Raw genomic sequence first — 17,004 nt, 5'->3', positions numbered from 1 at the left:
CCGAATCCGGCGGCCCTTGATTCAAGGACCGGTCGATGGTGGTTTTGCCAAATGTCAGTCCGAAGGCAGCAGACTTAGGCGCGCATTAGCGCTTTCTTCCGCCTTCGGAAACAGCGCGCGCAGGCGCGCGCACGGCGTGCGCGGCACGCCGTAGAAGCAACGGATTTGCGGTTTCGCGCCCCGTGGTCAGGGCGCGGTCAGCAAGCCTGGGCGGCTGCTATTTCGGCGCGGCTTCGCGCCGTGCGAGCGCATGCATCTGCGTGGCCTCGCGCGGCAGCCACAGCGAGAGCGCGAACACCGCGAGGCCCACGACCAGCATCATCACGAAGGTCAGATGCAGCGAGCCGCCGAGCGCGAGCCGCAGCGCCGCGTCGCCGGCCGCGGGCGAGGCCGGGCCCTGCAGCAGCAGGCGCAGTTGCTCGTCGGTGAAGGCGAGCCGGCCGTCGGCGCGCGTGAGGCCGAAGTTGAAGACCGCGCCGAAGAAGGCCGCGCCCAGCGCGCTGCCGAGGTTGCGCGAGAACACGTTGGAGGCGGTGGCGCTGCCGCGCTGCGCGACGTCGACCGACTCCTGGATCAGGATCAGCGAGCTCAGGCTCAACAGGCCCATGCCCAGGCCGATGACGAACGAGCCCACGCCCGCGAGCACCGGCGTGCTGCCCGCGGCGAGCAGCACGAAGCTCGCGCAGCCCACGGGGATCAGGGCCGCGCCGGCCACGAGGATGCGCCACAGGCCCACGCGCTGGAAGATGCGCGAGGTCAGCGTGGCGCCGATCGGCCAGCCCAGCATCACCATGGTCAAAGTGAGGCCCGCCGTGACCGACGAGCGCTCGAGCACCACCTGCACGTACATCGGCAGGAAGGTGGTGATGCCGATCAGCACCATGCCCGCGAGCAGGGCCGCGCCGTTGACGGTGGCGATGACGCGCGCGCCCCAGAGCTTGAACGACACCATCGGGTCGGCCGCGCGGCGCTCCTGCCAGACGAACAGAACCACCGTGAGCGCGAAGGCCGCGGTCCAGCCCCAGGCGGAGGCGTCGTTGCCGATGCCGAACTCGGTGAGCGCGATCATCAGCGCCGCGATGCCGGCGGCGAACAGCACCGCGCCCACGATGTCGATCGAGGCGCGGCGCGTGGCCGATGCCTCGTGCAGGAAGGCCCAGAAGCCCAGCGCGGCGGCGAGGCCGATCGGCACGTTGATCCAGAAGATCCAGGCCCACGAGAGCTTCTGCACGATCAGCGCGCCGAGCATCGGCCCGAGCACCGCCGACACGGCCCACACGCTCGCGAGGTAGCCCTGCACCTTGCCGCGCTCGCGCACCGGATACAGGTCGCCCACGATGGTCAGCGCCACCGGCTGGATGGCGCCGGCACCGATGCCCTGGATCAGCCGGAAGCAGATCATGGCCGGCATCGACCACGAGAAGCCCGCGAGCAGCGAACCGACGAGGAAGATCGCGATGCCCGCGAACATCACGGGCTTGCGGCCGTAGAGGTCGGAGAGCTTGCCGAAGACCACGGTCATCGCGGTCTGCGCGAGCAGGAACGAGGCGAAGACCCAGCTGTAGAGATGCAGCCCGCCGAGCTCGGAGGCGATCTGCGGCATGACGGTGGAGACGATGGTCGCCTCGATCGCGACCATGGCCATCGACGCCATGATCGACGCGATGACCAGCGCGCGGTGGGTGGTCTTGGTGGGAGGAGCTTCGGGTGTCACGCGGGACTTCCTGGAGGCGCGGTGCGTCGGGGCACATCGGGGCGCGGGAAGCGCACGGGGCACGGGCACGGTTTGCGAAGGGCTGCATGCTATAGCCATCACGAGCCCCTGTCCGCCGCTCGGACTCTTCGCAGGATCAGGCAAGTGGGCGCGGGCGCCCTGCCCCGGCTTCAGCCCTCGCCTTCGGGCGGCTCGAGGAAGGACGGCTGCGACCGCGGGAACACCGCCTTGCCCTGGCTGCCCTCGCCCGGCGCGAAGAAGGCGTAGCGGTTGCGCCCCGCGGCCTTGGCGGCATAGAGCGCGGCATCGGCGCGCGCCAGCAGCTCGGCCGCCGTGACCGCAGACTCGGCCGGGCCGTGGAAGGCGATGCCGATGCTGGTCGCGACCTCGATGCGCTGGCCGTCGACCGTGAACACCGGGCGGTTGATGCGCTCCACGATCTTCGAGGCCACGGCCGCGACCGATTCGCGCTGCCGGATGTTCTCGATCACCAGTACGAACTCGTCGCCGGCCAGCCGCGCCGCCATGTCGCTGGCGCGCACGCAGGCCTTGAGCCGGCGCGCGTACTCGGCCAGCACCGCGTCGCCCACCGCATGGCCCAGCGTGTCGTTGATGGCCTTGAAGCGATCGATGTCGAGGAACATCACGGCCAGCGAATGGCCGGTGAGCCGGCTGCGCAGCACGGCGTCGGGCAGGAACTCGTTGAAGGCCAGGCGGTTGGGCAGGCCGGTCAGCGTGTCGATGCGCGCGAGCTCGATCAGCTGGCGCTCCACCAGCTTGAGCGCCGTGATGTCGAGCGCCAGCGAGAAGATGCCGTGCGTGCTGCCGTCGCCGCGCGTGTCGGGCACGTAGATCACCTGCGTGACGCGGTCGTAGCCCGCGCGCTGCGTGCGCGCCTCGAACTCCACCTTCTCGCCGGCCAGCGCGCGCGCCAGCATCGGCCGGCGCGACAGGTAGACCTCGCGGCCCGCCACCTCCTCGAGATGGCGGCCTTCCACCTGCGAAGGCTCGAGGCCCAGCCATGCGTGGCTGGTGGCATTGGCGAAAGTGATGCGCTCCTCGCGGTCGATGTAGGTGATCAGCGCCGGCATGCTGTTGGTGATGGCGCGCAGCCGCAGCTCGCTCTCGGCGGCACGCAGCTCGGCCTCCTTCAGGGCCGTGATGTTGAAGGCCATCAGGTAGAAACCCAGCACCTCGCCCTCGAGGCTGATGTCGGCGATCAGGTGGGTCTGGAAATGGCCGTCGCTGCCGTGGATCGGCGCATCGACCGGGAAATGCGCGTTCTTGCCGGCCAGCACCGAGGGCAGGTGCGGTCGGATCTGCGCATACACCGCCTCGCCGAGCGAGGAGCGCAGGCTCACGCCCGCGAGCGGGCCGTCGAACAGGTCGGCCAGCTTCCGCGCGCGGCTGTTGGCGAACAGGCAGTTCTCGTCGCGGTCGAAGTAGCCGACCAGCGCCGGAATGCTGTTGGTCACGTCGCGCAGCCGGCGTTCCTGCTCCGTCAGGGCCTTGCGCACATTGACCTCGTCGGTGATGTCGAAGGTCATCGCGAACACGCCGCGCACCACGCCCTCGGTGTCGCGGTCGGGGATGTAGTGCGCCTTGTAGGTGCGGTCGCCGACGCCGCGCGCGGGGTTGCCGGCCTTCTCGACGATCACGGTCTCGCCGCGCAGCGCGCGTTCGTAGTACGGCGCGACGACCGCGAAGTCCTCCGCGCCGCGCGCCTCGGGCATCGCGCGGCCGACCAGTTCGTCGTCGTCGTGCATCGCCTTCACGTGCGCATTGACGAAGGTGTAGCGCAGCGAGGCATCGACGTGCGAGACCAGCGCCGGGATGTTGTCGGCGATGGTGCGCACCTGGGCCTCGGAACGCGCCAGGCTCAGTTCGCCGGCGCGCTGCTGCGCCATCAGCTGGTCGAAGCTGCGCGCGAGCTCGCCGATCTCGTCCTGCGCATAGCGCGCCGGCGGCTCGGGCACGCCGGCGGCCGGATCCTGCGCCGACTGCATGCGCCCGTGCAGCGCGGCCAGCGGCGTGAGGCGCCGCCGCACGAAGCCCAGCGCGAGAGCGCCCGCGAGCAGCGCCGCCAGCAAGCCGCCGCCGAGCGCCACGCGCTCGATCGCGTCGATGCGCGCGAAGGCCTCGTCGCTCGGGTACATGGCGCCGACGATCCAGTTGGTCTGGTCGGTGCGCTGGAACGCGAACAGGCCCCGCACGCCCGACTCGTCGGTGCCTTCGCTGGTGCCCTCGAAGCCCGCGATCGCGCGCCGGATCTCGGGGTTGGCGCCGTTCTCGGTCGGCAGCCGGTTCAGGATGAGCGCGGCGTCGGGATGGTCCACCACCACGCCGTCGGCCGTGAGGATGAACAGGTAGCCGGTCTTGCCGAAGCGCACGTCGGCCAGGTCGCCGAGGATGTTGCGGTCCTTGAGGTTGAGGGCGCCCGACACCACGAAGCGCACCTTGCCCTGCGCGTCGAGCACCGGCTCGGTGATGGCGACCTGCGCCAGCCCGTTCAACCGGTTGCGGTAGGGCCGCGAGATCAGGCCCAGCCCCGACTGCACCGTCTGCTGGAAATAGGCGCGGTCGCGGATGTTGATGGTGCCGACCTGGCTGGCATTGCTGAGGTTGGCGACCAGGTTGCCCTCGAGGTCGAGGAAGGCCACGTTGTCGAAGGCCAGGCGCAGCGACTTGTGCTGCTCGAGGAAGGCCTGCAGCGGCCGGCCGTCCTGGAAGTTCTGCGCCTCGACGCTGTCGACGAAGGTCTGCAGCAGGATGCGGCGGCTGCCGAATTTCTGGTCGACGCCGGTCGCGATCGAGGAGACGCGCGCGAACTGCTCGCCGGTGATCGAGGCGCGCAGGCTGCCGCGCACCAGTTGCAGCGCGACCATCGCGATCGCGACGGTCGCGGCCAGCACCACGGCGGCGACGCCGAGGCTGACGCGGGTGTGGAGTCCGAAACGGCGATGGAACGGTCGCGAAGGGGTCATGAATGAGATGAAGGCCAATGGCGCGCCGGGGTTCCGTGCCGGCTCGTGCGACCTGGGGCGAGTATCGGTGCGTTCGTCGGTCAGCGGAAGGTGAGAAACGTCATGCACCTCCGCTTCCCGATACGCGGCGGCGGCCCGAACGGATGCAGCCGCCGCGCCCGGCCGTCAAACGGCGATGGCGGGCCGCCCGGCCGCCGGCGCCGTCACCGCCCCGGCCAGCGCATCCACCATCGCATCGACCTCGGCCTCGGCCCGGGCCAGCGAGTCGGCCAGCAGCGCGCCGCCGAACTCGTCGCCCTCGGCCGCGGCTTCGTGCACCTCGGTCAGGCCGATGTACGAGAAGGCCGTGCGCACCATCGCCTCGCCATGGTTCATGTGCGCGATGCGCCCGCCCGGACCGTAGCCATGGTCGCCGCGCGCGCCCAGCAGCACCAGGCGCTTGCCGGGCGGCAGCATCGGCCAGTACGGCACGGCGCCGCGCGCGCGGTCGAAGCCGAAGGTGCGGCCTACGCGCACCACGTTGTCGATCCAGGCCTTGAACTGCGCCGGCACGCCGAAGTTGTACATGGGCAGGCCGACCACCAGGAGGTCGGCCGCCAGCAACTGGTCGACCAGGCGGTCGCTCTCGGCCAGGCGCTCGGCCATCCAGGGCTCGCGCTGCTCGGGCGCGGTGAAGGCGGCATGGATCCAGCGCCCATCGACGAAGCCCGGCGGCCGCTGGCCGACGTCGAGGTGCTCGACCGCGTCGCCGGGCCGCAGGGCCTGCCAGCGCTCGACGAAGCGGGCCGACAGGCGGCGCGAGTGGGAGCCATGGGAATCGGTGCCGGAACGGCCCGGGCGCGCGCTGGTGTCGATGTGGAGCAGTCGGAGGGACATGGTCGGTGGTCCTGGAGATGAGTGAATGGATGTCTTTCGTCTCGCGATGCCAGAATGGCGATCGGCTGAGACGTAGCGAGAATCTATGGGCCTCGCTGCCGCCTCACAAACGATCGTTTTTCCTTCAATGAACGAGCCAGATTCATCTGTCAGGTCACCCAGGCGATTGCCGCCGCTGCAGGCGCTGCGCGCCTTCGAGGCCGCGGCGGCGCATGGCAGCTTCCTGCGCGCGGCGCGCGAGCTGTCGGTCACGCCCTCGGCCATCAGCCACCAGGTGCGCGCGCTCGAGGACACGCTGGGCCAGCCGCTGTTTCGCCGCCTCACGCGGCAACTGGCGCTCACGCCCGCGGGCGAGCGGCTGTTCGAGGACCTGCGCCAGGGCTTCGATGCGCTCGAGGCCGGCGTCGAGCGGCTGCGCCGGCCGGCCGCCACCCAGGCCGTGACGCTGAGCACCAACACCGCCTTCGCCGCGCGCTGGGTGATCCCGCGCATGGCGGCCTTCCGCGCGGCCTGCCCGGGCATCGAGCTCAGGCTGCATGCGAGCGACACGGTGGTCGACCTCGCGCGCGGCGAGGCCGACATCGCGGTGCGCCTGGGCAGCGGCCGCTGGCCGGGCCTCGCGGCGCGCGCGCTGATGCCCGAGCGCTACGCGCCGCTGTGCAGCCCGATGCTGGGGCTGGCGCGCGTGGAGGACCTGCCGCGGCACCGGCTGATCCATTGCGACTGGCAGCCGCAGGCCCATGCGCCGGCGCTGTGGCCGCGCTGGTTCGAGGCGGCGGGATTGGCGCCGCCGCGCGGCCGCTCCGCGAAACAGGCGGCGAAGGAAGCGCCGGAGGCCGAGCTCTCGTTCTCCGACGAGACCCATGCGATCCTGGCCGCGCTCGGCGGCCATGGCGTGGCGCTCCTGAGCCTCACGCTCGCGGCCGAGGAACTGCGCAGCGGCGCGCTGGTCCAGCCCTTCGGGCCGGCGCTCGATACCGGGCGCTACTTCCTGGCCACCGCGAACGGGCGCGAGGACGAGCCGGCGGTGCGCGCGGTCTGGGACTGGATCGCGTCGCAAGCACAGCCGGCTGGCTGATCAGTCCTCGAAGGGCTCGGCGATCTCGCGCAGCGCCATGCGCTTGTAGGCCGCGACCAGCGCCGCGCCCTCCTCGCTCGCCACGCCGATCGCGAGGCGGATCGTGGCCTCGCCGAGCTCCCAGATCAGGAAGGCCGACTGCTCGATGCGCTCGCGCCCCGCGTCGCCGTGCACCTTGCGCATCGCCTCGGCCAGCATCGCGCCGGCAATGCGGCTCTCGGCGATCTGCAGCCCCAGCAGTTGCTTGTCGGCCTGCATGCCGCTCCAGATGTCGCGCATCACGGGCCGCGCGACGACGATCTCGAAATAGCGGTCGACCAGCGCCGAGAAGGCCAGCCGCAGGCTCGCGAGGTCGTGCACCTCGCGCAGGCCCTCCTCGATGCAGCCGCGGCTGTGCAGGTTGATGCGCTCGGCCAGCACGCGGATCAGCGAGCTCTTGTCGGGGAAGTACTGGTAGAGCGAGCCGATCGAGATGCCGGCGCGCGCGGCCACCTCGCTCATCTTGAGCGAGTCGCTGCCGCCGCGCGCGATCAGGTCCGAGGCGCATTCGAGGATCAGCTCGACCCGCGCCTTGCTGCGCTCCTGCGTCGGGTTCTTGCGCGCGGCGGGCGCGGCAGTGGCGATCTGGTTCATGGCGAAACGGGCCCGAAAAAACGGTTGACGCTCGAAATGTGAGGGAATATCATTTTTTACGTGAGCAGTCCTCACATTAACCGAAGGAGTCCGAGATGGCAATCGATCAGGTGCAGATGCGGGACGATGCGCGTCCCATCCTCGTGCTGGGCGCTCACGGCAAGACCGGCGCGCGCGTGATGGCGTTGCTGCGGGCCGCCGGCCACGCGGTGCGCGCCGGCTCGCGCGGCGCCCGTCCCGCCTTCGACTGGAACGACCGCGCCACCTGGGGCCCGGCGCTCGAGGGCGTGCGCGCGGTCTACATCGCCTACCAGCCCGACCTCTGCGTGCCCGGCGCGGTCGAGACCGTGCGCGCCTTCTGCGAAGCGATCGCGCGGGCCGGCGTGCGCAAGGCCGTGCTGCTGTCGGGCCGCGGCGAGCCCGAGGCCGAGGACGCGGAGAACGCGCTGCGCGCCAGCGCGCTCGACTGGACCATCGTGCGCGCGAGCTGGTTCTTCCAGAACTTCAGCGAGAACTACTTCCTCGAGGAGATCGTCGCGGGCGAGATCACATTGCCCGAGGGCCTCGCGCCCGAGCCCTTCGTCGACGCCGACGACATCGCCGAGATCGCGGTCGCCGCGCTGCTCGATCCCGAGGGCGGGCGCCATGGCGGCCAGCTCTACGAACTCACCGGCCCCGAGGCGCTGGACTTTCCCGAGGCGATCCGCCGCATCGGCCAGGCCGCCGGCCGCGACATCGGCTGCCGCATCGTGACCATGGACGACTACGCCGCCGCGCTGGGCCAGGCCGGCCTGCCGGCCGATCTCGCGTGGCTCGTGATCTACCTCTTCAAGACCGTGCTCGACGGCCGCAACACGCCGGTGGCCGACGGCGTGCAGCGCGCGCTGGACCGCCCGCCGCGCGGCTTCGCCGAGTACCTCGCGCGCACCGCGCCCACGGGTGTCTGGGGAGCCGCGTCGTGAGCGGCAAGCTGCTGAGCGCGCTGGTGCTGGCCGGCGCGCTGTCCAGCGCGCTCGTCGCCGGCATGTTCTACGCGTTCTCGTCCTTCATCATGGCCGCGCTGGCACGCGTGCCGCCGGCCGAGGGCATGCGCGCGATGAACGCGATCAACGTGACGGTGATCACGCCGAGCTTCATGGCGCTGTTCATGGGCGCGGCCGTGCTCGGCATCGCTCTCGCGATCTGGTCGCTGTTCTCGATCTCGCAGGCCGACTCGCAGCTGGTGCTGCTGGGCGCCCTGCTCTACCTGCTCGGCTGCTTCGGCGTGACCATGGCCTTCAACGTGCCGCTCAACGACCAGCTGGCCGCTGCGCCCACCGAGGCGCTGTGGCACAGCTACCTGCGGACCTGGACGATGTGGAACAGCGTGCGCACCGCCGCGGCCGCGCTGTCGTCGGCGGTGCTGGTGGCCGTGGCGCTGCGGCAGGCCGCGGGTTGAAGGCGGGAGCGGGCAACCGAACGCAGAGGGCGCGAAGGTTTCGCAGAAGTCGCAGAAGGAACAACCAAAAAATCGATGTTCTTCTGCGACTTCTGCGCTCCTTGGTATTCCTTCTGCGTTCGGCTGTCCGAATTCAAGGGGCGCGCAATTGCTCGCGCAGCCTGGCGCCGATCTCGGGCCGCTCGAGGAAGGGATCGGCGGGGTTGGTGATCGAGACGATGTTCTCCATGCGGCTGCGCACGTTGCCCAGCGCCTTCGGGTGGCTGAACACGTAGAACTGGTTGGCGCTGATCGCCTCGAAGACCTTGGCCGCGACCTCGGCCGCCGTGATCTTGCCGCTGCTCACCGCCTTGTTGCTCATGGCCTGGCCGATCAGCTGGCTCTTGGTGAGCTCGCTCTGCTTGGGCGCGTCGGGCCGGTTGCGCTCGCTGCTGGTGATGCCGGTGGGCACGAAGTACGGGCACAGCAGGCTGGCGCCGATCTGGTCGGTGACCAGGTTCAGGTCCTGGTACATGGTCTCGGTGAGGCTCACGACCGCGGCCTTGGCCGCGTTGTAGATGCCCATGTTCGGCGGCGTCAGCAGGCCGGCCATGCTCGCGGTGTTGGTCACGTGGCCGCGGTACGAGGGGTCCTTCGCGGCGGCCTCGAGCATCATCGGCACGAACAGGCGCACGCCGTGGATCACGCCCCAGAGGTCGACGCCGAGCACCCAGTCCCAGTCGGCCACGGTGTTCTCCCACACCAGGCCGCCCGCGCCCACGCCGGCGTTGTTGAAGACGAAGTGCGGCGCGCCGAAGCGCTCCTTGACGGCGGCGGCCAGCGCTTCCATCTGCGCCGCGTCCGACACGTCGACCTTGCGCGCCAGCACCTGCGCGCCGGCCGCTTCCATCTCGGCCTTGGCCTTGTCGAGTGCGTCCTGCTGCACGTCGACCAGCACGAGGTTCATGCCGCGCGCCGCGCCGATGCGCGCGCATTCGAGTCCGAAGCCCGAGCCCGCGCCGGTGAGCACGGCGGTCTTGCCCTTGAAGTCCTGAATCATTGGATACGTTCCTTTGGAATGGCTCTGCGCCGAGCATTAGAGCGCGTCGGCGCGCACGCGGCTGTCGTTCGTGCGACGCATCGCGAAGCCTTTGGTTTACGCATGGGCCGGCAGCGCCGAAGGGTGTCTCCGAAGCTACATACAAGCTGCCTATAAACCGCCGCAGCCCGCTCGCCGGTCCTTCATTCCATCCAGAAAATTTCCATGATCCATGCAGCGCCGAGGCCGACCTGGCAACTCAGAACTTTGGTACTCGCGGCAGTCGTCGCGCTGAGCGCCTGCGGCGGCGGTGGCGGCGGCGGGGGTGTCTTCCCCTTCGTTCCCCCGCCCTCCTCCGGTACCGCGCCGCCCGCGGTGCAACCGCCGCCGGCCCCGCCGCCGCCCACCTGCGCGGCCGCCGTGCCGGCCGACGCGCCGCTCGCGGCCATTCCCGCCGTGCAGGGCACGGGCCACCTGAGCCCGATGGCGGACCAGGGCGTGACCGTGCGCGGCGTGGTGGTCGGCGACTTCCAGGCCACCGGCACCGGCGACACCAGGCTCAACGGCTTCTTCGTGCAGTCGCTGGTGCCTGATGCCGATCCGCTGACCTCCGAAGGCCTCTTCGTCTACGCGCCGGCCAATGCGACGCGCGTGGCGGTCGGCGACTACGTGCAGGTCTCGGGCACGGTCACCGAGTTCGGCCAGACCGCGGGCGCCAACGCCAAGCCCGACAGCATCACGCAGATCGCGGGCACGACCGACAAGCCCGTGGCCATTTCCATCTGCGGCTCGGGCCTCGCGATCGCGCCGACCCCGATCACGCTGCCGGTGGCCGACGAATCCACGCTCGAGCGCTACGAAGGCATGCTGGTCGAGATCGCGCAACCGCTGGCCGTGTCGGAGCTGTTCGAGCTGGGCCGCTACGGCCAGCTGGTGCTGTCGCTCAACGGGCGCCAGTTCAACCCCACCAACGGCAACGCGGCCGCCACGCACGAGCAGAACCTGCTCGCGCGCATCGTGCTCGACGACGGCTCGTCGCGCCAGAACCCGAACCCCATCCCCTACCTGAGCGCCGCGGGCACCGACGGCACGCGCCGCATGGGCGACACCACGCAGAAGGTCACGGGCATCCTGAGCCACAACTTCGCGGCCTACCGGATCCAGCCGACCGAGGCGACCAGCTTCGCGCAGGCCAACCCGCGCCCGGCCACCGCGCCCGCGGTCGGCGGCACGCTGAAGGCCGCGAGCCTGAACGTGCTGAACTACTTCACCACCTTCCAGAACGGCGAGAACGCCGCGGGCCAGACCGGCCAGGGCTGCACGCTCGGCAGCGAGGCACCGAGCGCGGGCAACTGCCGCGGCGCCAACAACCGCGCCGAGTTCGATCGCCAGCAGGCCAAGATCGTGGCCGCGATCGCGGGCCTCGATGCCGACGTGATCGGCCTGATGGAGATCCAGAACACCGACGTGGCGACCGACAACCTCGTGGCCGCGCTCAACGCGAAGCTGGGCGCGGGCACATACGCCTCGGTGCGCAGCGGCAGCTTCGGCACCGACGCGATCAAGGTCGACATCCTCTACAAGCCCGCCAAGGTGCAGCGCGTCGGCGGCCTGGTGTTCCCCACCGGCACCGACCTCGCGGACTACGTCGCGCCCAGCGGCCGGCCGCCGCTGGCGCAGCGCTTCAGCGCGGTGGGCAACCACGGCGGCTTCTGGTTCGTGGTCAACCACCTGAAGAGCAAGGGCAGCTGCCCGAGCACCGGCGACATCGACCTGGGCCAGGGCTGCTTCAACCTCGCGCGCACGAAACAGGCGACGGCGCTCAACAGCTTCGTCGCCAAGCTCAAGGCGCAGGGCGAGGCCGACGTGCTGATGATGGGCGACTTCAACAGCTACCTGCTCGAGGACCCGACCAAGGTGCTCGAGTCGGCCGGCAACGAGAGCCTGCTCAAGCGCATGCCCGCCAACGACCGCTACACCTACGTGTTCGGCGGCGAGACCGGCGCGCTCGACCATGCCTATGCCTCGGGCTCGCTCGCCACGCAGGTCGCGGGCGTGGGCGTGTGGCACATCAACGCCGACGAGCCGACCGCGCTCGACTACAACACCGACTTCACGACCGACGACCGCTACGCGCCCACGCCGTACCGCGCCTCGGACCACGACCCGGTGCTGGTGGGCCTGAACCTCGCGGCCGACACGGCCGTGACGCTGCCGATCCTCGGCGGCACCATCCCCGCGACCGCCCGGGCCGGCGAAAGCTACGGCGTGACGATCACCGAGGCCCTGCCCGGCGGCAGCGCCACCCTGACTTCGCTCTCGGTCGACTGGGGCGATGGCAGCGCCGCGACGACCGCGCCGGGCGCCGGCACGGTGACGCATACCTACGCGGCCGCGGGCAGCTTCGACGTGGTGATCACGCTGACCAACTCGGCGGGCCAGACCGCCACGCGCTCCGGAACCGTCGCTGTCAGCAAGATCGTGGTGGTTCCGCCCGGCCCGCCCGACCTGTTCTTCAGCGAGTACATCGAAGGCAGTTCGAACAACAAGGCGATCGAGCTCTACAACCCGACCGCGGCGACGCTGGACCTGAGCCTCTACACCGTCAAGCTGTACTCGAACGGCGCGAGCACCGCGACCAACACGCAGGTGCTCAGCGGCACCCTGGCACCGGGGGCGACGCTGGTGCTCTCGAACAGCGGCGCCACCACGCCCTTCAAGCCAGCGGGTTCGATCGTCAGCAGCGTGGTCAACTACAACGGCGACGATGCGCTGACGATCGAGAAGTCGGGCACGGTCATCGACCGCATCGGCCAGGTCGGCGTGGACCCCGGCACCGAATGGAAGAGCGGCAGCGTGAGCACGCTGGACCAGACGCTGCGCCGCAAGCCCACCGTCAAGGCCGGCGACCGCAATCCCCTGCTGCCCTTCGATCCGGCGGAGCAGTGGGACAGCTTTCCGATCAACACCTCGGACGGCCTGGGCTCGCACACGGTGAACTGAGCGGGAGCGCCGGGCCGGCGATCGACGGCCCGGCGGTTTTTCAGCCCTCGGCTTTCTTCAGCACGTAGCCGATGCGCGGGAAGTGCACGTGCACCCGGCCCGTGCGTTCGCCGTTGCGCTCCAGCGTGTAGTGGGTGCGCGTGGCCGCCACCAGGATGCCCGGCGTTTCCTCGAGCCCGAAGCTCTCGGCGCGCAAGGTGACGGCGCTGCCCAGCGGAATGCCGTGGTCGTCCTGGAAGGTGCTGTCGGTCAGCAGCGAATGCGGCGTCGCGGCCTTGGCCACGGCGATCGCTTCCTCCGCGCCGAACTTCTCGGGCGTGCCATGGCCGATGGCCGCCATGCGGTTCATCCAGTCGACCACCGCGGGCGTGAGGTCGAGGATGCCCTTGACCGCCTCGATGCGGCGCGTGTACCACAGCGGGTGGTAGGCCGAGAAGTCGGCGATGCAGGGCCCCTCGCCGAGCAGGAAGGGCTTGTCGTCGAGCATGTCGGACAGCCGGCGCAGGTACGACTTGTAGGCGCTGGTGGCGTCGGCCGGGCGCAGCCGCGTCATGTTGCCGGCGCTCATCTTCGCGCGGTCCTCGCCGAAGGCCTTGGCGGCCTCGGGCGGCGCCTTGGCGAACACCTCGGCCGCGCCCTTGGGCTGCAGGTTCCAGGCCATCGCGGCCCAGAACAGCGTGGTGTCGGCCCACTGCGCGAGGATGCGCGACATGCCCTTCTCGGGCTCGGGGTAGAGCGTGGGCGCGGGCTGCAGGTGCTCGAGCACGTCGGCGATCAGCGCGCTGTCGCAGTAGATGTCGGCGCCGATCTGCAGGAACGGCGTCTTGCGGTAGCCGCCCGTGAGCACCTCCACGTCGGGCTTGGGCATGATCGGCGGGATGAAGACCGACTTCCACGGCAGCTGCTTGGCGCCGAGGATCAGGCGCACCTTCTCCGAGAAGGGCGAGGTGGCGTAGTGGTGCAGGATCAGGTCGGCCATCGTGGTTCTTTCGTTGAAGGAGGGACAGGTTTTTTCTAGACGGGTTGGGCGCGCCGCACGATCGCATCGAAATCGGTGCCCGCGCCCAGCGTGCCGAAGGCATGGCCCCAGTCGCCGCCCAGGCGCGAGGCGCAGAACGCGCCCACCACCGCCGGCGGCGCGGTCTGCGCGAGCAGCGAAGCCTGCACGGCCAGCGCCACGTCCTGTGCCAGACGACGCGCCTCGACCTCGGAGGCCATCGCCTCGATGCGCGCGGGCAGCGCGTCGGCCAGGCGGTCGAGCGCCGCATGCTGGCCGCGCGCGGGGGCCAGTTCGTGCGCCAGCGCCGCCACCGCGTCGCCCTTGCGCAGGCCGCGCAGCAGGTCGAGCGCCATGATGTTGCCCGCGCCCTCCCAGATCGAGTTGAGCGGCATCTCGCGGTAGACGCGCGCCATCACGCCCTCGCCGCCCTCCTCCACGTAGCCGTTGCCGCCCAGGCATTCCATCGCTTCCTGGCCCAGCAGGCTGCCGCGCTTGCAGATCCAGAACTTGGCGACCGGCGTCAGCAGGCGCGCCATCAGTCGCTCGTGCTCGTCGGCGGGCCGGTCGAAGGCGCGCGCGAGGCGGATCGCGAGCGCGGTGGCGGCCTCGCTCTCGAGCGCCATGTCGGCCAGCACGTTCTGCATCAGCGGCTGCGCGATCAGCGGCTTGCCGAAGGCGCTGCGCTGCGCTGTGTGGTTCAGAGCCAGCGCGAGCGCCTGGCGCATCAGCCCGCTGGTGCCGAGCGCGCAATCGAGCCGCGTCATCGTGCCCATCTCGAGGATCTGCGGAATGCCGCGGCCCTCCTCGCCCACCAGCCAGGCGCTGGCGCCGTGGAACTCGACCTCGGAACTGGCATTGGCCTTGTTGCCGAGCTTGTCCTTCAGGCGCTGGATGCGGATCGCGTTGCGCGTGCCGTCGGGCAGCACGCGCGGCAGGAAGAAGCAGCTGAGCCCGGCCGGCGCCTGCGCCAGCACCAGGAAGGCATCGCACATCGGCGCGGAGAAGAACCACTTGTGGCCCGTGATCTCGTAGCGCTCGCCCCAGCCGTCGCTGCCGGCGCGCACCGCCTTCGTGGTGTTGGCCCGCACATCGGAGCCGCCCTGCTTCTCGGTCATGCCCATGCCCATGGTCACGCCGGCCTTGTCGGCCACCGGCTTGAGCGCGGGGTCGTACACGAGGCTGCCGAGCTTCGCACCCCAGTCGGCATGCACGGCCGCGTTGTCGCGCAGCGCGGGCGTGGCCGCGTAGGTCATCGAGATCGGGCACAGCATCGAGGGCTCGAGCTCGGTGAAGAGCATGAAGCCCGCGGCGCGCAGCACATGGGGCGACGCGGCCGCGCCGGGCTCGGCGCGCCATGGCGTGCCGTGCAGGCCGGCGCCCACCGCCGCTTTCATCAGCAGGTGGTAGCTCGGATGGAACTCGACCTCGTCGATGCGCCGTCCGAAGCGGTCGTGCGTGTGCAGCTCGGGCGTGTGCACGTTGGCCAGCCGCGCATGCGTCTGCATCTCGGCCGAACCGAGCGTTTCGCCCAGTTGCCGCAGCGACTCCGTCGGCAACTGTGGCGCATTGAAATTCAACGCATCGCGCAGGGGCCGGTGGGTGTCGAAGAGGTTGTAGCCGGCCAGTGGTGCCGGCTGGTTGAATACCTCGTGGGTCGCGTCCATGCCGGCTCCTTCGCGTTCTCTTCTCTCAGATCAGCTTGACGAGCTGCTTGCCGAAGTTGCGGCCCTTGAGCAGCCCCAGGAAGGCCTCGGGCGCGGCCTCGATGCCCTGCGCGATCGACTCGCGCGGCTTGAGCTTGCCGCTGCCCACCAGCGCGCCGAGTTCGGCCAGCGCCTCGGGCCACACCTCCATGTGCTCGCTGACGATGAAGCCCTCGACCTTGAGCCGGTTGATCAGGATCAGCGCGGGGTTCGCGAGCGGCAGCGGCTGGCCGTCGTAGCCCGCGATCATGCCGCACAGCGCCACGCGCGCGAAGGCGTTGGTGCGCAGCAGCACGGCGTCGAAGATGTAGCCGCCGACGTTCTCGAAATAGCCGTCGATGCCGTTCGGGCAGGCTTCCTTGAGCGCCGCGCTCATGGTCTTGACGTCCGGATGCTGGCGGTAGTCGATGCAGGCATCGAAGCCCAGTTCGTCGGTCACGTACTTGCACTTGTCCGGGCCGCCCGCGATGCCCACCACGCGGCAGCCGCGCGCCTTGGCCAGCGCGCCGAAGGCGCTGCCCACGGCACCGCTGGCGGCCGTGATGACCACGGTCTCGCCGGCCTTGGGCGCGATGATCTTGACCAGGCCGTACCAGGCGGTCACGCCCGGCATGCCGACCGCGCCCAGGTAGTGCGACAGCGGCACGTGGGTGGTGTCCACCTTCTTGAGCGCACCGGGCTGCGAGGCATCGACCACGCTGTACTCCTGCCAGCCGCCGAAGCCCACCACCTTGTCGCCCACGGCGTACTTCGGGTGCTTGCTCTCGACCACTTCGCCCACGGTGCCGCCCTGCATCACCTGGCCCAGCGGCTGCGGCTGGGCGTAGCTCTTGGCGTCGTTCATGCGCCCGCGCATGTAGGGATCGAGGCTCATGTAGTGGTGGCGCACCAGCACCTGGTTGTCCTGGAGCGCCGGGGTTTGCGCGGTCACGAGCTTGAAGTTGCTCGCGACGGCTTCGCCCTCGGGGCGGTTGTCGAGGATCTGCTGCTTGTTGGTCGGCATGGTCGTGTCTCCTGGAAACTGGATGGCGGCGCGCGAGGCGCCTTGGGACTGCGGCGGCGGAACGGGGTCCGCCGCCCCTGGAATGCTTGCCGTCAGTCGGTCGACGGCGGGCGCATCGCGTTGGCGCTCGCCGGGCCGGTCGGCAGCCGGCGCTTCACGTACTTGAAGGTGCCGGTGGCATGGGCGCACACGCGCTCCTGCTCGTCGTAGATCCTGGCCTCGGTGAAGGCCAGCGTGGCGGTGCGGTGGATCAGCGTGCCGCGCGCGCGCAGCGGGCCGACCGAGGGCTGCATGAAGCTGGTCTTCATCTCGATCGTGACCACGCCGGTCTCGGGCGTCACGCTGCGCGCGGCCGCGGCCATGGCGATGTCGAGCAAGGTCATGCAGGCGCCGCCGTGCGTCACGTCGAAGGTGTTGAGATGCTCGGGCTTGGCCGTGTAGCGGATCTCGGATTCGCCGTTCTCGAACTTCACGAGCTCGAAGCCCAGGTGGCGCGCGAACGGGATCTGGCTCGTGTACGAGCGGATGTTGATGTCGTCGGAGTCTTGGGTCAT

At 70.2% G+C, this 17,004-nt stretch carries 13 protein-coding genes; 4 read left to right on the top strand and 9 right to left on the bottom strand.

Annotated features, from left to right (window positions below):
* Window positions 1–217: 217 nt before the first annotated feature.
* From ACEN9J_RS05045 to ACEN9J_RS05035, 3 genes are all read right to left on the bottom strand, one after another.
* Complete coding sequence (locus ACEN9J_RS05045) at window positions 218–1,654, bottom strand: MFS transporter (protein ID WP_413764542.1); 1,437 nt, start codon at window positions 1,652–1,654, stop codon at window positions 218–220.
* A 230-nt stretch (window positions 1,655–1,884) separates the two neighbouring features.
* Window positions 1,885–4,698 (bottom strand): diguanylate cyclase domain-containing protein, encoded by a 2,814-nt coding sequence (locus tag ACEN9J_RS05040; RefSeq protein WP_261205672.1) that lies wholly within the window; start codon window positions 4,696–4,698, stop codon window positions 1,885–1,887.
* A gap of 165 nt (window positions 4,699–4,863) precedes the next feature.
* Window positions 4,864–5,574, bottom strand: a complete 711-nt coding sequence (locus ACEN9J_RS05035) for an FMN-dependent NADH-azoreductase (RefSeq protein ID WP_413763488.1) — start codon at window positions 5,572–5,574, stop codon at window positions 4,864–4,866.
* A gap of 127 nt (window positions 5,575–5,701) precedes the next feature.
* Here ACEN9J_RS05035 and ACEN9J_RS05030 point away from each other — a divergent pair, with 127 nt between their 5' ends.
* A complete protein-coding gene (locus ACEN9J_RS05030) occupies window positions 5,702–6,652 on the top strand; it encodes a LysR substrate-binding domain-containing protein (protein WP_413763487.1) in 951 nt (316 codons plus the stop codon).
* Here ACEN9J_RS05030 and ACEN9J_RS05025 read toward each other — a convergent pair whose 3' ends face one another.
* On the bottom strand, window positions 6,653–7,285 hold the full coding sequence (locus ACEN9J_RS05025; protein WP_413763486.1) for a TetR/AcrR family transcriptional regulator: 633 nt from the start codon (window positions 7,283–7,285) through the stop codon (window positions 6,653–6,655). It abuts the gene before it with no gap.
* Between the two features lie 95 nt (window positions 7,286–7,380).
* Here ACEN9J_RS05025 and ACEN9J_RS05020 point away from each other — a divergent pair, with 95 nt between their 5' ends.
* Window positions 7,381–8,247: an NAD(P)H-binding protein gene (locus ACEN9J_RS05020; protein ID WP_082321992.1), complete on the top strand. Its 867-nt coding sequence runs from the start codon at window positions 7,381–7,383 to the stop codon at window positions 8,245–8,247.
* Complete coding sequence (locus ACEN9J_RS05015) at window positions 8,244–8,723, top strand: DUF1772 domain-containing protein (protein ID WP_296736906.1); 480 nt, start codon at window positions 8,244–8,246, stop codon at window positions 8,721–8,723. Before ACEN9J_RS05020 ends, ACEN9J_RS05015 begins: the two co-directional genes overlap by 4 nt.
* Window positions 8,724–8,856: 133 nt before the next feature.
* Here ACEN9J_RS05015 and ACEN9J_RS05010 read toward each other — a convergent pair whose 3' ends face one another.
* Entirely contained in the window at window positions 8,857–9,762 is a 906-nt protein-coding gene (locus tag ACEN9J_RS05010) for an SDR family oxidoreductase (protein WP_057594811.1), read from the bottom strand.
* A 204-nt stretch (window positions 9,763–9,966) separates the two neighbouring features.
* On the opposite strand from ACEN9J_RS05010, the gene ACEN9J_RS05005 reads away from it, so the two are divergent.
* Complete coding sequence (locus ACEN9J_RS05005; protein WP_082325167.1) at window positions 9,967–12,744, top strand: ExeM/NucH family extracellular endonuclease; 2,778 nt, start codon at window positions 9,967–9,969, stop codon at window positions 12,742–12,744.
* A gap of 40 nt (window positions 12,745–12,784) precedes the next feature.
* Here ACEN9J_RS05005 and ACEN9J_RS05000 read toward each other — a convergent pair whose 3' ends face one another.
* The 4 genes from ACEN9J_RS05000 to ACEN9J_RS04985 form a co-directional block, all read right to left on the bottom strand.
* Complete coding sequence (locus ACEN9J_RS05000; RefSeq protein WP_057596405.1) at window positions 12,785–13,723, bottom strand: glutathione S-transferase family protein; 939 nt, start codon at window positions 13,721–13,723, stop codon at window positions 12,785–12,787.
* Between the two features lie 35 nt (window positions 13,724–13,758).
* Complete coding sequence (locus ACEN9J_RS04995; protein ID WP_413763485.1) at window positions 13,759–15,408, bottom strand: isovaleryl-CoA dehydrogenase; 1,650 nt, start codon at window positions 15,406–15,408, stop codon at window positions 13,759–13,761.
* Window positions 15,409–15,433: 25 nt separating this feature from the next.
* Entirely contained in the window at window positions 15,434–16,450 is a 1,017-nt protein-coding gene (locus tag ACEN9J_RS04990; RefSeq protein WP_261205663.1) for an NADP-dependent oxidoreductase, read from the bottom strand.
* Between the two features lie 92 nt (window positions 16,451–16,542).
* The gene (locus ACEN9J_RS04985; RefSeq protein WP_261205662.1) at window positions 16,543–17,004 is read right to left on the bottom strand and encodes a PaaI family thioesterase; all 462 of its coding nucleotides are present in this window, start codon (window positions 17,002–17,004) and stop codon (window positions 16,543–16,545) included.

Source organism: Variovorax sp. Varisp41 (genome assembly GCF_047325085.1).
GTDB lineage: Bacteria > Pseudomonadota > Gammaproteobacteria > Burkholderiales > Burkholderiaceae_C > Variovorax.
This window is presented reverse-complemented; position numbering and strand designations above follow the sequence as displayed.

Coding starts and splice junctions, on each gene's coding strand:
- ACEN9J_RS05045 (WP_413764542.1), bottom strand. CDS start 1,654: ATGGCGTCGATGGCCATGGTCGCGATCGAGGCGACCATCGTCTCCACC.
- ACEN9J_RS05040 (WP_261205672.1), bottom strand. CDS start 4,698: ATGACCCCTTCGCGACCGTTCCATCGCCGTTTCGGACTCCACACCCGC.
- ACEN9J_RS05035 (WP_413763488.1), bottom strand. CDS start 5,574: ATGTCCCTCCGACTGCTCCACATCGACACCAGCGCGCGCCCGGGCCGT.
- ACEN9J_RS05030 (WP_413763487.1), top strand. CDS start 5,702: ATGAACGAGCCAGATTCATCTGTCAGGTCACCCAGGCGATTGCCGCCG.
- ACEN9J_RS05025 (WP_413763486.1), bottom strand. CDS start 7,285: ATGAACCAGATCGCCACTGCCGCGCCCGCCGCGCGCAAGAACCCGACG.
- ACEN9J_RS05020 (WP_082321992.1), top strand. CDS start 7,381: ATGGCAATCGATCAGGTGCAGATGCGGGACGATGCGCGTCCCATCCTC.
- ACEN9J_RS05010 (WP_057594811.1), bottom strand. CDS start 9,762: ATGATTCAGGACTTCAAGGGCAAGACCGCCGTGCTCACCGGCGCGGGC.
- ACEN9J_RS05005 (WP_082325167.1), top strand. CDS start 9,967: ATGATCCATGCAGCGCCGAGGCCGACCTGGCAACTCAGAACTTTGGTA.
- ACEN9J_RS05000 (WP_057596405.1), bottom strand. CDS start 13,723: ATGGCCGACCTGATCCTGCACCACTACGCCACCTCGCCCTTCTCGGAG.
- ACEN9J_RS04995 (WP_413763485.1), bottom strand. CDS start 15,408: ATGGACGCGACCCACGAGGTATTCAACCAGCCGGCACCACTGGCCGGC.
- ACEN9J_RS04990 (WP_261205663.1), bottom strand. CDS start 16,450: ATGCCGACCAACAAGCAGCAGATCCTCGACAACCGCCCCGAGGGCGAA.
- ACEN9J_RS04985 (WP_261205662.1), bottom strand. CDS start 17,004: ATGACCCAAGACTCCGACGACATCAACATCCGCTCGTACACGAGCCAG.